Source organism: Micromonospora sp. NPDC047753 (assembly GCF_040642735.1).
Lineage (GTDB): Bacteria > Actinomycetota > Actinomycetes > Mycobacteriales > Micromonosporaceae > Micromonospora.
Window position 1 is genome coordinate 1 of sequence record NZ_JBEYSL010000118.1, and the last position, 15,057, is coordinate 15,057.

The following is a 15,057-nucleotide window of genomic DNA, read 5'->3' on the forward strand; positions in this document are numbered from 1 at the left end:
GCGGCCACCGGGCTGGCCGGCGAGCCGGACGTGGTGATCACCGCCACCCTGTCCAAGGCCCTCGGTGGCGCGGGTGGCGGCCGCCCGGGTGCACGTGGCCGAGGCGACGGTGAAGACCCACGTCGGGCGGATCCTGGGCAAACTTCAGCTGCGCGACCGGGTCCAGGCGGTGGTCCTGGCGTACGAGAGCGGGCTGGTCACGCCCGGCGGATGACTCCGCGTACGACCTGGGTCGTAGCGGCCGGCGTTCGCAGCGCGACCCGGGGCGCACGCAGGTCGAGCGCACAGGTGGAGATCGACAGACCGGTGCCGGCCATAGCGTCGGAGGGGTCCGATCCGCCACCTGCACCGGGAGCCCCGCATGATCCGCCTGACCCTGCGTTCGCTGCGCGCCGAGGCGCTGCGCATGCTGCTCTCGGCGCTCGCCGTCGTGCTCGGCGTCGCGTTCGTCGCCGGCACGATGATCTTCGTCGACGGGATGCGGACCGGCGCGTACGAGCGGGCCGGCACCTTCGACCGCCACACCGACCTGGGGGTCTACTCGGCGGGCCGCGAGGTGCTGCCCCCGGCACTGGTCGACCGGGTGCGGGCGGTCGACGGGGTGGCCGCCGCCGCCGGTGAGCTGACCAGCACCGCCGGGATCGTCGGAGCCGACGGTCGGCCGGTGCTCGGCTTCACCATGCTCGTCGGGATCCCCACCGAGGACGCGCTGCGCTCGTACGACGTGGTGGCCGGCCGGTTGCCCGACCGGGCCGGGGAGGTGGTGCTCGACGCACCGACGGCGGCCGAGCAGGGCTTCGGGCTCGGCGCGGCGGTCCGGATCGGCGCCACCGGTGGGGCGGCCCGCCCGTACACCCTGGTGGGCACCGTCGACGTGGCCGGCACCGCCCGCGACATCGGCGGTCCGTTCGTCGGCCTGGTCGGGCCGGACGCGTTGACCCTCACCGGCGAGCGGGGCTACGGCCGGATCATGGTGGCGGCCCGACCGGGCGCCGACGTCGGCGCGCTCACCGAGAAGGTACGCGCCGTGTCCGGCGCCGAAGCCACCGTGAAGAGCCGCCAGCAGATCCTCGACGAGGCAGTGGAGGACGCGGTGCGCAACGTGGACCAGTTCCGCATGCTGTTGTTGATCTTCGTAGGTGTCGCGATAGTGGTGGCCGGCTTCGTGATCGCCAACACCTTCGCGATCGTGCTGGCCCAGCGCACCCGACGGACCGCGCTGCTGCGCCTGATCGGCGCCACCCGGGGACAGGTCTTCCGGTCCACACTGCTGGAGTCGGCGGTGCTGGGGCTGGTCGCCTCCGCGCTCGGGGTGCTGCTCGGGGTGGCCCTCGCCGCCGGGTTGCGGCTGGTGCTGTCCCACCTGGACGTGCCGGTCACCGGTGGGCTGACCGTGACCGGTTCGACAGTGCTCACCGGCCTGCTGCTGGGCACCGCGCTCACCGTGTGCGCCGCCCTCCTGCCGGCCTGGCGGGGGACGCGGATCGCCCCGGTGGCCGCACTCACCGACGCCGCGGTACAGCCCAGCCGGGGTGCCGGCCGGGTGCGACTGAGCATCGGCGCGGTGGTCCTCGCCGTCGGGGTGGCCGCCCTCACGGGCGCCGCCAGCGCCGGCCAGCTACTCCTGGTGGCCGTCGGTGGGGTGCTCACCTTCTTCGGGATCGTGCTGTTCGGGCCGGTGCTCGTCCCCGCGCTGGCCCGGGTGTTCGGTTGGCCGGTCCGACGAGTGCTCGGCGCCGTCGGCGAACTGGCGGTCAGCAACACGGTGCGCAATCCACGGCGGGTCGCCGCGACCGCCACCGCGCTGGTGATCGGCATTGGACTGGTCTCAGCGTTCATGGTCGGTGCGCGCAGCACCAAGGACGGCATCGAACGCAGCGTGGACGCCCAGATCGGAACGGACTTCGTGGTCAGCGGAATCGGTCAGGACCTGCCGGCGGCGCTCGTCGGTGAGCTGGCCTCCCGTCCCGAACTGGGTGTGGTGCACGAGCAGCGCAGCACTGTCGTCGACGACGTCGAGATCCGCGCGGCCCACCCGGCGCTCGTGGGCCGGACCCTGAGCGGGGTGCTGGCCGGCGACGTCGAACGGGTCGGGCCGGGGCAGGTGCTGGTGCACAGCGAGTTGGCGCGGGCCCGCGGCTGGGAGGTGGGCTCCCCGGTGACCGTCAGGGGGAAAGCGTTCCGGGTGGCCGCCGTGGTCACCGACGACACCCCGGACGGTGAGGTGCCAGCGGGTCACGTCATCGACCTGTCCGACCAGGACTTCGCCGCCCTCTTCCCCGCCCTGCGCGGCTACCTGGCCGAGATCGACCCCGCCGCCGGGGTGAGCGCCGAGCGGGCCCGCGACGCGATCACCGTGGTGCTGGGCCGCTACCCCACCGTGAACCTGATGGACCAGGGTGCCTACAAGAAGATGCTCACCGGCACTGTGGACATGCTGCTCGCCTTCGTCACCGCGCTGCTCGGTCTGGCCGTCGTGATCGCCCTGGTCGGCGTGGCGAACACCCTGAGCCTGTCCGTGGTCGAACGGACCAGGGAGAACGCCGTGCTGCGGGCGGTCGGGCTAACCCGAGGGCGGATGCGGGCGGTGCTCGCCGTCGAGGCGGTGCTGATGGCGCTGGTCGGCGCGGTGCTCGGAGTCGGACTCGGCACCGGAGTCAGCGCGTCCACGATGGCCCTGCTGGACCGCCTCGGCGGCGACTTCCACGTGGTGCTGCCGCTCGGCCAGCTCGGGCTGATCCTCGGTGTCGCGGTGCTCGCCGCCCTGCTCGCCTCGGTGCTACCGGCCCGCCGGGCGCTGTCCCGCCCGGTCGTCGAGGCGCTCGCCGACCAGTGACCCGGTCGCGGTCCGGACCGGCCGGGTCAGACCCCGGGGACCGGACGGACATCCGCCGGCCGGTCCCGCCATCTTCCCCGGCGGCGGGACCGGCCAGCGGTGCCGGGTCTACAGGCGCTCGACCGTCGGGCCGGCGCACCGGTTGCGGGTGTCGAAGACGTAGCGGGCGTGCCTGACCACGAGGTCGTAGTCGAAGGTGTCATGGTCGGTGACCACCACCACCGCGTCGGCCGCGCGCACCTCACGCTCGCTGAGCTTGACCACTGTGATCCCGGCGGGGATCTGGTGCGCCTCGGCGTACGGCTCGACGGCGTGCACCTCGGCGCCGAGGGACTGCAGGCGACGGGCCACGTCCACAGCGGGGGAGTCGCGCATGTCGCCGGTGTTCTTCTTGTACGCCAGACCGAGCAGCAGCAGTCGGGCGCCGCTGACGGCCCGGCCGTCCCGGTTCAGCCCTCCCATGATTCGCTGCGCGACGTGTTCGGGCATCTCGTGGTTGACGTCGTTGGCCAGCTCGATGAACCGGAACTGCCGCCCGAGGCGGCGCTTGACCTGCCAGGACAGGTAGCACGGGTCGATCGGCAGGCAGTGCCCGCCGACGCCGGGGCCGGGTCGGAACGGCATGAAGCCGAACGGCTTGGTCGAGGCGGCGTCGATCGCCTGCCAGACGTCGATGTCGAGGTGGTGCGAGAGCATGGTCAGCTCGTTGATCAGCGCGATGTTGACCTGGCGGAAGGTGTTCTCGATCAACTTGGTCAGCTCGGCGACGCGGGTGGAGTCCACCGCTACGGTGCGTTCCACGAGGCGCTGGTAGAACCCGTCCACCCGGGCCAGCGCCGCCGGGTCCACACCGGAGACCACCTTCGGGGTGTTCTCCAGGCGCCAGGTCGGGTTGCCCGGGTCGATCCGCTCAGGGCTGTAGCCGAGGTGGAAGTCACCGGGGCTGGTCAGGCCGCTCGCCGACTCCAACAGCGGGCGCAGCAGCTCCTCGGTCGTGCCCGGGTAGGTGGTCGACTCCAGGATCACCGTGCAGCCCGGGCGTACGTACGGGCCGATACCGATGCCGGCCTGCTCGACGAAGCTCAGGTCCGGGGTCCCGTCGCGCAGCGGGGTCGGCACCGTGATGACGCAGATGTCGAACCCGTCGGCGTCGGTGTACTCCGTGCTCGGGTGGTAGCGGCCGCTGCCCAACGCGCGGCCCAGCCGGTCGGCCGGAATGTCCTCGACGAACGACTCGCCGGAGGCGAGACGCTTCACCCGGTCGGCGTCGACGTCGAGACCGACAACGTCGAGGCCCGCCTCGACGGCCCGCATGGCCAGCGGCAGTCCGACGTACCCCTGACCGATCACGACCAGCTTTTCAGCGCTCACCCAGGCTCCCGCGGCAGATGGTGTAAATAGCCTGCTGAGAGCCTAGAGGCGTCTTCGGCGCCGTAAGTCCGTTTTGGGGATATCGGTGCTGTTGGGACTGGCGGGGGTCGGCGCGGCGGTCGGATCAACCGCCCGCCGGCACCTCCGGTTCGACCGGCGCACTGGAGGTGGCGGGTGGATCAGCGGGTGCGCTGGTCGTCGGCGGCGCGGCCGTCGTGGGCGCGGCGCTGGTGGGGGGCGGTGCCGAGGTGACGCCCACCGACGGCGTCGGCGAGTTGACGGTCTGGCTCGGCTGCGGGGTCGGCGTGGCGGAGACCGACGCCGACGGGGAGTTGCCGGGGACGTGCGGCCGGTCCGGCCGGCCCGGCTCGACGCTGGTGATCTGCTCGTTCGCCGCGGGCAGGTCGACGGGGCCGGTCGGCGCCACCGTCGGCGAGGTGGCCGGCAGATTGACCGCCGGGTTATCGCCGACGTCACGCGTCGCGGCCAGCGCCGCGCCGAGCCCGACCAGCGCGACCAGCATGGCCGCCGCCGCGCCGACGAGCGGACCCCGCCGTCGCTGGCGCCCGTCCGCCACCGCCGCCCCGGCCGGCACGTCCGTCCGGGTGCCCGGCCCAGCGTCGCGCAGCGCGACCGGCCCGGCCATCGCGGTCGGCGGCTCGCCGCCGGTGACCGCCGTCCGAGCGGCCTCGGCCATCGCCGCTCCGCTCGTGAACCGCTCCAGTGGATCCTTTGCCAGGGCCCGCGACACCAGGGCGCGGACCGCCTCCGGAATGTCGTGCGGCAGCTCCGGCGGCTCGTCGTCCAGGTGCCGCACGGCGACCTGGAGCGGATTGTCGCCGGTGAACGGCGGACTGCCGGTCAGGCAGCAGTAGGTGACCGCGCCCAGGGCGTAGATGTCGGTGGCGCCGCTGACCGGCCTGCCGGCGGCCTGCTCGGGAGCCATGTAGAGGGCGGTGCCCGGCACCGCGTTGGTGCTGGTGATGCTGGTGATGTCGGTGGAGCGGGCCACGCCGAAGTCCACCAGGACGACAGTGCCGTCCTCCTGCACCAGCAGGTTGCTGGGCTTGACGTCGCGGTGCACGATGCCGCCGCGGTGCGCAGCGTTGAGCGCTGCGGCCGCCTGGGCCACGATCGACATCGTCTCGGCCACGTCGAGCCGCCCGGCCGCCTCGATCCGCTTGGACAACGGCTCGCCGGCGACGAACTCCATGACGAGGTAGTCCGCCCGCCCGCCGTCGGGGAGGTCGTCCGCACCGCAGTCGAAGACCTGCACGATGCCGGGGTGCCGCAGCGCCGCCATGATCCGGGCCTCGGCCCGGAACCGGGCGATGAAATCGGGATCGGAGACCAGCGCCGGCAGGAGAACCTTGACCGCCACCTGCCGGCCGAGGATCAGGTCGGAGGCACGCCAAACGTCGCCCATACCGCCCGTGGCGACACGTTCGTCCAAGCGGTAGCGACCGCTGAGTACGACCTCCGATGACAACACCGCATTACCGTACCTAGAGTGGCGCGGGGCGGCGCACCGTGGCAGGGCCGCCGGGCGGCTGGTTCAGACCGGCTGATCCGGCCTGACCTGTGTGGACGCCGACCCTTCGTGACGGTGTGGATGTGCGCTGTCACGAAAAGCGACTATTTTCGTCGCTCGGGTCGTCAACGGTGGCAAGAAACCGCCTCAAGGCGTGGTTGGCGTCCGTCGCGTACTGCCCGTGACGACGACGCGCCGTCGAGTCGGGTTGATAATTGTCACTCTTCCGTGACACGACGCCGACTTGTCGCGTCGTGAGCCCCCTTTTAGCGTTAGCCCGGCTCGGGGCCCTCCCGGCTACCTCGGCGCGCAGCGCGCCGACCGACCACCCTGGCGTCGGCCCCCGGACACGCCGCCCCGACAATCGTGGTCGCGGGGACAATCAGAGCGGTGGAGGGCGGTGCGGTACCGGTGCTGATCAGGCGGACGACTCGTGCCGCGTGGTGCGCGCCAGCCCGGCTGGTCGGGCCGACACGCCTCGAACGATGCGTGGACCGCGCATGACCGCCGACCTGTCGGAGGTGGTGACCGCGGCGCAGGCCGGGGACGAGGAGGCGTTCCGCTTTCTCTACCGCAGCCTCCAGCCCGGACTGCTGCGGTACCTGACCGCGCTGGTCGGGGCTTCGCTGACGAGCACCGGGTCCGCCGGCAACTCGCGGTGCTGAGCGCGGACGGCACGGTCGCCTCCTACACCGGGCCGGCCTGCGTCTCGTGGGCCGGCGACATCTCCGGACATGGGGTCATCTGCACCGGAAACACGCTGGTCAGCGAGGCGACACTCAACTCCTGCCTGGCCAGGTACGAAGCCGGCAGCGGCGACACGCTGGCCCGCCGGCTGGTCGCCGGTTTGGAGGCCGCCCAGGCCGCCGGCGGTGACCGGAACGGTCAGCAGTCGGCGTCGCTACTCGTCGTCAGCAAGGACGGCGGATACGGCGGCTACACCGATCGTCTCGTCGACCTGCGGGTCGACGACCACGTCACCCCGATCGCTGAGCTATGGCGCCTGCTGCAGGTCTGGAAGGCGTCCCGCCAGTAGACCGCGGAAGAGAACGGAGACTGCCATGGTCCTGTCCCTCGAACCCGACACCGGCCGGCTTCCCCAAGTCGGCATGCTGATCGACGGGGAACGCCGCTCGGGGCTATCCCAGACGACCTACGAATGCCGCTCCCCGCGCGACGGCAAACCCCTGGCCGCAGTCGCCGCCGGTGGGTCCGAGGACGTCGATCGGGCCGTCGCCGCGGCACGCTGCGCGTTTACCGACCGCCGTTGGTCCGGGCTACCTGTCCGGGAGCGGAAGACGCGGATGCTGGCCTGGTCCGGCCTCGTCACGGCACATCGCGAGGAACTGGCGGAGCTGATCTGCCGGGAGATGGGCAAGCCCGTTCAGGACGCGCTGACTATCGAGGTCGACGGTCTCAGCCGAACCCTGGGCTGGTACGCCGAGCTCGCGGACAAACTCGTCGACGAGGCCATTAGCAGCGACGACGTCCTCGCCTTGGTGACCAGGCAACCGGCGGGTGTGGTCGGCGCGGTAATGCCGTGGAACTTTCCGCTCTCCATGATCGGCTACAACGTCGCGCCAGCCCTGGCGGTGGGCAACTCGCTAGTCGTGAAGCCCGACGAGCACACCCCACTGAGCACACTGCGGGTCGCGGAGTTGGCCCTCGACGCCGGTATCCCGCCAGGGGTACTCAACGTCGTCACCGGTACCGGCGAGCAGGCCGGCCGGGCGGTCGGCCTGCACCCCGACATCGACGTCGTGACCTTCACCGGCTCGATCGACGTCGGCCGGCAGTTCTTGCGGTACGCGGCGGACTCCAACCTGAAGCGGGTCTGGCTGAAGCTCGGCGGGAAGACCGCCAACATCGTGATGTCCGACTGCCCGGATCTCGACGCGGCGGTCGACATGGCGCTCTGGGCTGTCTTCTTCAACCAGGGCGAGATGTGTACGGCTGGCTCGCGCCTGCTGCTACACCGCGACATCCACGACCGTTTCCTGGAGCGGCTCCTCGACCGGATGACCCGCGTGGTGGTCGGCGACCCGCTCGATACCTCGACCACGATGGGTCCCCTGGTGAGCGAGGAACACCTTCGTGAGGTGCAGGGGTACATCGAACGGGCGATTGTCGAGGGCGCGACGCTGAACACCGGTGGCAACCGCCTCGGCATTGTGCCCGGCGGCAACTACCTGGAACCGACCATCTTCACCGGCGTCGACCCGGACATGGAGATCGCCCAACAGGAGATCTTCGGCCCGGTCCTGGCCGTCCTCCGCTTCGACACCGTCGAGGAAGCGATCACCATCGCCAACGGCACCCGATACGGCCTGGCCTCCGCCGTCTGGACCGCCGACCTCGTCACCGCCCACACCATGAGCCGCCGGCTGCGCTCTGGCACAGTCTGGATCAACTGCTTCGAAGACGACGATGTCCGCGTGCCGTTCGGCGGCGTCAAACAGTCCGGATTCGGTCGGGACAAAGGCCGGATGGCGGTGGAGAAGTACCTTGACGTCAAGACCACATGGATGCGGATGGGGCCAGCGTGACCGATACCGACGGAGCGGCTCTGCGGCTCCAGATCAGTGTTCCAGGCGACGAGACCGGTGAACAGTTGGGCTCGTTACGCCGCTGGCTGCGCGACGACGAGGACACCCGAGCCGTCACCATCTACGAAGGCCGCCAACCCGCTCGCCCTGGCGAGCTGAACAACGGCTGGCTACAGTTCCTCGAGATCGTCTTGCAGCCGGAAGGAGTGGTCGCCGGCATCGTCGCAGCGATCACTGCCTGGCTCGGCACCCGACGCCCCGGCCTGCGCCTCCGCATCCGGGACGGCGACCGGGAGTTCGAGATCGAAGCCGGCCGGCGCCGAGACGCCGAACTTTTCGCTGAGGCTCTCCGTCAATGGACGGCGCGGGTTGCAGAAAGCACCAAGGCGCCCGAAGTGCCCGCCTCGTCACAGGAGCGCGACTGACTCTGAGCCTCAGGCGCCGGGTCCGAGCAAAGCGGGTCGGGCGCCGACCGGAGCACTTCGCCCCGAGCAGCCCGGCTGCCGCAACCAGCGCACACAGTCATCTTCTTGTATGCCCGGCGGCGGTAGTCGCCGTGCCAGCAACAGGGATCATTCCTGGTCTGTGCCGAATCTGTGCCCGATGATCTCGAACTTAGCTCCGGTGCAGTTCACAGGCTGTGAGTGGTGGAGCCCAGGGGACTCGAACCCCTAACCCCTGCCTTGCAAAGGCAGTGCTCTGCCAGTTGAGCTAGGGCCCCGCGAATTGCGCGGCGATTGGCGCGCGGCGCGAGCGTCAGCGCAGGTCGGGCGCGGTGGTCGCCTCGTGCCACAGGGCACGCTCGTCGTTCGACGCCTTGATCTTGTTGAACACGACGGCGGCCACACCGACGACGCCAGCCAGAATCAGCAGCTTCTTGAACATGGGGCGACCCCTCGCGCTCGACTACCGTCGGACGACATGCGGTGGGGCTAGATGGAATCGAACCATCGACCTCAGAGTTATCAGCTCTGCGCTCTAACCGACTGAGCTATAGCCCCGCGTTGCGACGAGCAAGATTAACCCATCCGCTCCGCCGGCCCCAAATCGGGGGTCCGGCTTGCGAGCCAGGCCCGTCGCCGCCTGCAAAACCTACCCGAGTACGGGACGCCGGAGCGACCGCTTTCCGCGGTGCCCCGGCGTCCCGGTCGCTCAGTCCCGCTCGGCGAGGGTCAGCTCGATCCCGCCGACCAGGTCGGCGCAGACGTTGTAGACGAACGCGCCAAGGGTGGCCAGCGCGGTGAACAGCACCACGTTGACCAGGCCGATCAGCGCCGAGCTGAGGATCACGCCCTTGGCGGTGATCTGGAAGCCGCTGGTGCTCTGTCCACCGCCGGCGTTGACCAGATCGCTCAGGCTCTCGTTGACGCTCTGGAACACACCCATCGCGTCCAGCGCCAGGTAGAGCACCGAGGTGGCCACCACCACGACGATGAAGAGCACCACCGACACCGCGAATGCGAACTTCATCACGGACCACGGGTCGATCCGCTTGAGGTTCAGCCGGGCCCGTCGCGGTCCGCGGGAGGCGGCCGAACTGACCGACGTACGCGCCGCACGCACCGCGTCACCGACGCGGGCAGCGCCGACGGCGGACGCGTTGCCGATCCCCGGTGGCAGGCCACCGCCGCTGGCCGGGCGGCCAGCGGTGGCGGTCGCCCGCGCCGCGTCCGGCTGTGGCTGGGTCATCCCGGGTGTGATCCGCGGCTGAGTGCCGGTGGACCCGCTTGACGCCGCCTGACCGGGCCGGAGACCGATCGGCTGGGTGGTCGCCGGACGTGCCGAGGGTGCCGCCGCCGGACCCGGAGGACTGGCGGCGGCCGACGTCGGCGCCTCGGCGCTGGACGCCTCGGTCTTGTCGCCGGACTCGCCGTCCTCGCCCGGTTGCTCCGGCGGGGGTGTCATACCTGGAGCCCTGGTGAACTTCGGGGCAGGCGCGTCGGCGGGGACCGTCGCCCGGCCCACGGCCGCGCGGCCGGTCGCTGGTGTGCCGCCCTTGGCGGCCTCCTCGTCGACCGGTTTGGCCGAGGTCCCCGTGTTCCCCGACTTCGCCTGTGTCTCCGTCATTCAACTAGTCCTGTTCGTCAGGCTCGTCGGCATTGCGAGCAATCGCCACGATAGTCACGCCGTCCGGGAGGTCCATCAGCTTGACCCCCATTGTGTTCCGGTCACGTGTACGCCGTACAGGCTTCACCGGAGTCCGAATGACACCACCGTTGCTGGTGATCGCAAACAGCTCGTCGTCCGGATCGATCACCACAGCGCCAACCAGACCACCGCGCCGTTCGGTGATCTTTGCAGTCAACACGCCCTTACCTCCCCGGCCCTGCACCGGGTATTCCTCGATCGGGGTCCGCTTCGCGTATCCCCCGTTCGTGGCCACCAGAACGTCCAGACCTTCCCGCACGACCTCCATGGCGAGCAGGACGTCGTCGTCCGTGAAGCGCATGCCGATCACACCGGAGGTGGCCCGGCCCATCGGCCGCAACGCCTCGTCCGAGGCGTTGAACCGGATCGCCTGTGCCTTCTTGGAGACCAGCAGCAGGTCGTTCTCCGGCGCAACCAGCGCAGCACCGACCAGCTCGTCCTCATCGCGCAGGTTGATCGCGATGATGCCGCCGGAACGGTTGGAGTCGAACTCCTCGAGCCGCGTCTTCTTCACCAGGCCGTTCTTCGTGGCCAGTACCAGATAGGGGGCTACCTGGTAGTTCGGGATCTCAATGATCTGCGCGATCTGCTCGTCGGGTAGGAAGGCGAGCAGATTGGCCACGTGTTGGCCCTTGGCTACCCTACTGGCCTCCGGCAACTCGTACGCCTTGGCCCGGTAGACGCGGCCCTTGTTCGTGAAGAACAGGATCCAGTCGTGGGTCGAGCAGACGAAGAAGTGGCTGACGATGTCGTCCTGCCGCAGCGTGGCGCCGCTGACGCCCTTGCCGCCGCGCCGCTGCGAGCGGTACAGATCGACCTTGGTCCGCTTGGCGTACCCGGTGCGGGTGATCGTGACGACCACGTCCTCGCGGGCGATGAGGTCCTCCATCGAGACCTCGCCGTCGAACGGGATGATCTGCGTCCGGCGGTCGTCGCCCCACTTGGAGACGATCTCGCCCAGCTCCTCCGAGACGATCTTCCGCTGCCGCTCGGGCTTGGCGAGGATGTCCTTGAGGTCGGCGATCTCGATCTCGAGCTTCGCCAGGTCGTCGATGATCCGCTGCCGCTCCAGGGCGGCGAGCCGGCGCAGCTGCATGTCCAGGATCGCGGTCGCCTGGATCTCGTCGATCTCCAGCAGCCGGATCAGGCCCTGCCGGGCGTCGTCCACCGTCGGAGAGCGCCGGATCAGGGCGATCACCTCGTCCAGCGCGTCCAGCGCCTTGCCCAGGCCCCGCAGGATGTGTGCCCGCTCCTCGGCCTTGCGCAGCCGGTACGCGGTCCGCCGGCGGATCACGTCGATCTGGTGCTCGACGTAGTAGCGGATGAACTGGGCCAGGTTGAGCGTGCGGGGCACCCCGTCGACCAGGGCCAGCATGTTGGCGCCGAAGGTCTCCTGGAGCTGGGTGTGCTTGTAGAGGTTGTTCAGCACGACCTTGGCGACGGCGTCGCGCTTGAGCACCAGGACGATCCGCATGCCGGTACGACCGGAGGACTCGTCGCGGATGTCGGCGATCCCGGCGAGCTTGCCCTCCTTGATCAGCTCGGCGATCCGCTCGGCGAGGTTGTCCGGGTTGACCTGGTAGGGCAACTCGCTGACGACCAGGCAGGGGCGGCCCCGCTTGTCCTCCTCGACCTCCACCACGGCACGCATCCGGATCGAGCCGCGACCGGTGCGGTACGCGTCCTGGATCGCGGTGGTGCCGACGATCAGGCCGTAGGTGGGGAAGTCCGGGCCCTTGACGATGCCGAGCAGGGCTTCGAGGGTGGTCTCCTCGTCCTCCTCCGGGTGCTCCAGGCACCACTGCACCGCCGCGCCGATCTCCCGCAGGTTGTGCGGGGGAATCTTGGTGGCCATGCCGACCGCGATGCCCTCGGAGCCGTTCACCAGCAGGTTGGGGATCCGCGACGGCAGGATGGTGGGCTCCTTGGCCCGGCCGTCGTAGTTGTCCTGCAGGTCGACGGTGTCCTCGTCGATGTCCCGCAGCATCTCCATGGCGAGGGGGTCGAGCTTGCACTCGGTGTATCGCATGGCGGCGGCCGGGTCGTTACCCGGCGAGCCGAAGTTGCCGTTGCCGTCGACCAGCGGGTAGCGCAGCGACCAGGGCTGCGCCATCCGGACCAGCGCGTCGTAGATCGCCGAGTCGCCGTGCGGGTGGAACTGACCCATCACGTCACCGACGACGCGGGAGCACTTCACGTAGCCGCGGTCCGGGCGGTAGCCAGAGTCGAACATCGCGTAGAGGATCTTGCGGTGGACCGGCTTGAGGCCGTCCCGGACGTCCGGCAGCGCGCGACCGACGATGACGCTCATCGCGTAGTCGAGGTAGGAGCGCTGCATCTCCACCTCGAGCCCGACCGGTTCGATCCGGTCGTGCGCGACCACCGCGGCGATGGCCTCGGCGGGGACCTCTGGCTCGTTCGGTGTGGACTCGGGCGAATCAGTCACTGTGTACCCTTATCAGACTCAGAGTCGTTTTCGTGCTGTGGATAACGGCTGTGGATACCGGCCAAGCTGTGGATAACTCTGTGGACCGCCGGATCGGCCGAGCGATGCCCGGCCGATCCGGCGCAGCCCGTCAGATGTCCAGGAACCGCACGTCCTTGGCGTTGCGCTGGATGAACGACCGGCGCGCCTCGACGTCCTCACCCATCAACACACTGAACAACTCGTCGGCGGTCGCCGCGTCGTCGAGAGTGACCTGACGCAGGGTACGCGTCGCGGGGTTCATCGTGGTTTCCCACAGCTCGGGATAGTTCATCTCGCCGAGGCCCTTGAAGCGCTGGATGTCGTCCGGCTTCGCATTCGGCTTCTTCTGCTGGCGCAGCGCGATCAGACCGTCCCGCTCGCGGTCGGAGTACGCGTACTGGGCGTCGTCGCCCTTCTTGTTCCACTTGATCTTGTAGAGCGGCGGGGCGGCCAGGTAGACGTGCCCCATCTCGACAAGCGGACGCATGAAGCGGAACAGCAGGGTGAGCAGCAGCGTCTGGATGTGCTGGCCGTCGACGTCCGCGTCGGCCATCAGCACCACCTTGTGGTACCGCAGCTTCTCCATGTCGAAGTCGTCGTGGATGCCGGTGCCCAGCGCGGTGATCAGCGCCTGGACCTCGTTGTTCTTCAGCACCCGGTCGATCCGGGCCTTCTCCACGTTGAGGATCTTGCCGCGGATCGGCAGGATCGCCTGGGTCCGCGGGTCGCGGCCCTGCTTGGCCGAGCCGCCGGCCGAGTCACCCTCGACGATGAACACCTCGGACTCGCGGGGGTCGGTCGACTGGCAGTCGGCCAGCTTGCCCGGCATCGAGCCGGACTCCAGCAGCGACTTGCGTCGGGCCAGCTTGCGCGCCTGCTGGGCGGCGATTCGCGCCCGGGCCGCCTGGGACGCCTTCTGGATGATCGTCTTGGCCTCGGCCGGGTTGCGGTCGAACCAGTCGACAAGCCGGTCGTTGCAGACCCGCTGCACGAAGCTCTTCACCGGGGTGTTGCCCAGCTTCGTCTTGGTCTGGCCCTCGAACTGCGGGTTGGTCAGCTTGACCGAGATGATCGCGGCCAAGCCCTCGCGGATGTCCTCGCCGGAGAGCTTCTCGTCGCCCTTGAGCAGCTTCTTGTCGGTGCCGTACCGGTTGACGACGCTGGTCAGCGCCGACCGGAAGCCCTCCTCGTGGGTGCCGCCCTCGTGCGTGTTGATGTTGTTGGCGAAGGTGTAGACCGACTCGCCGTACGACTCGTTCCACTGCATGGCGATCTCGAGGGACATGCCCTCCTCTTCGGCCTCGAACTCGACCACCGTCTTGTGCATCGGGTTCTTGGAGGCGTTGAGGTGCCGGACGAAGTCGGCGATACCGCCGTCGTAGCGGAAGGTGACCTCGCGGGTCTTACCCTCCTCGTCCTCCGGGACCCGCTCGTCGAGCAGGTGGATGGTGATGCCCCGGTTGAGGAAGGCCATCTCCTGCAGACGGCGGTAGATGGTCTGGAAGTCGAAGTCGACCGTCTCGAAGACGTCCGGGTCGGGCCAGAAGGAGACGGCCGAGCCGGTGCTGTCGGTGGTTTCGCCCTTTTCCAGCTGGCTGGGCTTGGAGTTGGTGTACTGCTGCCGCCAGACGAAGCCGGACTTGTGGATCACCACGGCCATCTTCGTCGACAGCGCGTTCACCACGGAAACGCCGACGCCGTGCAGACCACCGGAGACCGCGTACGCCTTGCCGTCGAACTTGCCACCCGCGTGCAGCACGGTCAGCGCGACCTCGACACCCGGCTTCTTGAGCTTCGGGTGGAGGTCGACCGGGAAGCCACGGCCGTTGTCGGTGACCCGGACGCCGCCGTCGGCGAGCAGCACCACGTCGATGGTGTCGCAGTAGCCGGCCATCGCCTCGTCGACCGCGTTGTCGACGACCTCCCAGACGAGGTGGTGCAGACCGCGCTCGCCGGTGGACCCGATGTACATACCGGGCCGCTTGCGAACGGCCTCCAGCCCCTCGAGAACGGTGATCGACTCTGCGCCGTACTCCTGCTTGTCCTGCGCTGCCACCCTCGGCCACTTTCTCGCGTCAGCCACGCCGGTAGGGCGCGTCGGGCGCGGGTTCGGCGGACAGGACGCGACGTCGGCGCGCAGACCTGTGCCGAAGAACTC

General features: G+C 69.6%; 11 protein-coding genes, 2 tRNA genes and 1 pseudogene. 6 read left to right on the forward strand and 8 right to left on the reverse strand.

Annotated elements, in window-relative coordinates; genetic code table 11:
* Nucleotides 1–79 precede the first annotated feature (79 nt).
* A pseudogene (locus tag ABZ749_RS12935) lies at nt 80–214 on the forward strand (LuxR C-terminal-related transcriptional regulator); the annotation flags it as partial.
* 147 nt (nt 215–361) lie between these two features.
* On the forward strand, nt 362–2,836 hold the full coding sequence (locus ABZ749_RS12940) for an ABC transporter permease (protein WP_357226998.1): 2,475 nt from the start codon (nt 362–364) through the stop codon (nt 2,834–2,836).
* Between the two features lie 108 nt (nt 2,837–2,944).
* Here the strand turns inward: ABZ749_RS12940 and ABZ749_RS12945 are convergent, their stop codons facing one another.
* Nucleotides 2,945–4,207 (reverse strand): nucleotide sugar dehydrogenase, encoded by a 1,263-nt coding sequence (locus ABZ749_RS12945; RefSeq protein ID WP_357227000.1) that lies wholly within the window; start codon nt 4,205–4,207, stop codon nt 2,945–2,947.
* A 124-nt stretch (nt 4,208–4,331) separates the two neighbouring features.
* Nucleotides 4,332–5,699 (reverse strand): protein kinase, encoded by a 1,368-nt coding sequence (locus ABZ749_RS12950; protein ID WP_357227002.1) that lies wholly within the window; start codon nt 5,697–5,699, stop codon nt 4,332–4,334.
* 539 nt (nt 5,700–6,238) lie between these two features.
* Between ABZ749_RS12950 and ABZ749_RS12955 the strand changes: the two genes are divergently transcribed.
* The 4 genes from ABZ749_RS12955 to ABZ749_RS12970 are packed head-to-tail and all read left to right on the forward strand — an operon-like array spanning nt 6,239 to nt 8,709.
* Nucleotides 6,239–6,403 carry a hypothetical protein gene (locus tag ABZ749_RS12955; protein WP_357227004.1) on the forward strand — a complete coding sequence of 55 codons (165 nt, stop codon included), beginning with the start codon at nt 6,239–6,241 and terminating at the stop codon, nt 6,401–6,403.
* Nucleotides 6,397–6,774, forward strand: a complete 378-nt coding sequence (locus ABZ749_RS12960) for a DUF1028 domain-containing protein (RefSeq protein WP_357227006.1) — start codon at nt 6,397–6,399, stop codon at nt 6,772–6,774. Before ABZ749_RS12955 ends, ABZ749_RS12960 begins: the two co-directional genes overlap by 7 nt.
* A gap of 25 nt (nt 6,775–6,799) precedes the next feature.
* On the forward strand, nt 6,800–8,284 hold the full coding sequence (locus ABZ749_RS12965) for an aldehyde dehydrogenase (protein WP_357227008.1): 1,485 nt from the start codon (nt 6,800–6,802) through the stop codon (nt 8,282–8,284).
* Nucleotides 8,281–8,709: a hypothetical protein gene (locus ABZ749_RS12970; protein ID WP_357227011.1), complete on the forward strand. Its 429-nt coding sequence runs from the start codon at nt 8,281–8,283 to the stop codon at nt 8,707–8,709. The genes ABZ749_RS12965 and ABZ749_RS12970 overlap by 4 nt, the downstream gene beginning before the upstream one ends.
* Nucleotides 8,710–8,929: 220 nt before the next feature.
* Here the strand turns inward: ABZ749_RS12970 and ABZ749_RS12975 are convergent.
* From ABZ749_RS12975 to gyrB, 6 genes are all read right to left on the reverse strand, one after another.
* Nucleotides 8,930–9,005: transfer RNA gene (locus ABZ749_RS12975), tRNA-Ala, on the reverse strand.
* Between the two features lie 35 nt (nt 9,006–9,040).
* A complete protein-coding gene (locus tag ABZ749_RS12980) occupies nt 9,041–9,169 on the reverse strand; it encodes a DLW-39 family protein (RefSeq protein ID WP_209444550.1) in 129 nt (42 codons plus the stop codon).
* A 42-nt stretch (nt 9,170–9,211) separates the two neighbouring features.
* A tRNA-Ile gene (locus ABZ749_RS12985) sits at nt 9,212–9,285 on the reverse strand.
* Between the two features lie 151 nt (nt 9,286–9,436).
* Nucleotides 9,437–10,351, reverse strand: coding sequence for a DUF3566 domain-containing protein (locus tag ABZ749_RS12990; protein ID WP_357227014.1), 915 nt, complete (start codon nt 10,349–10,351; stop codon nt 9,437–9,439).
* Nucleotides 10,352–10,355: 4 nt separating this feature from the next.
* Nucleotides 10,356–12,878: a DNA gyrase subunit A gene (gene gyrA / locus ABZ749_RS12995; RefSeq protein WP_357227017.1), complete on the reverse strand. Its 2,523-nt coding sequence runs from the start codon at nt 12,876–12,878 to the stop codon at nt 10,356–10,358.
* 130 nt (nt 12,879–13,008) lie between these two features.
* Nucleotides 13,009–14,955 carry a DNA topoisomerase (ATP-hydrolyzing) subunit B gene (gene gyrB, locus ABZ749_RS13000; protein ID WP_357227020.1) on the reverse strand — a complete coding sequence of 649 codons (1,947 nt, stop codon included), beginning with the start codon at nt 14,953–14,955 and terminating at the stop codon, nt 13,009–13,011.
* Between the last annotated feature and the right edge of the window lie 102 nt (nt 14,956–15,057).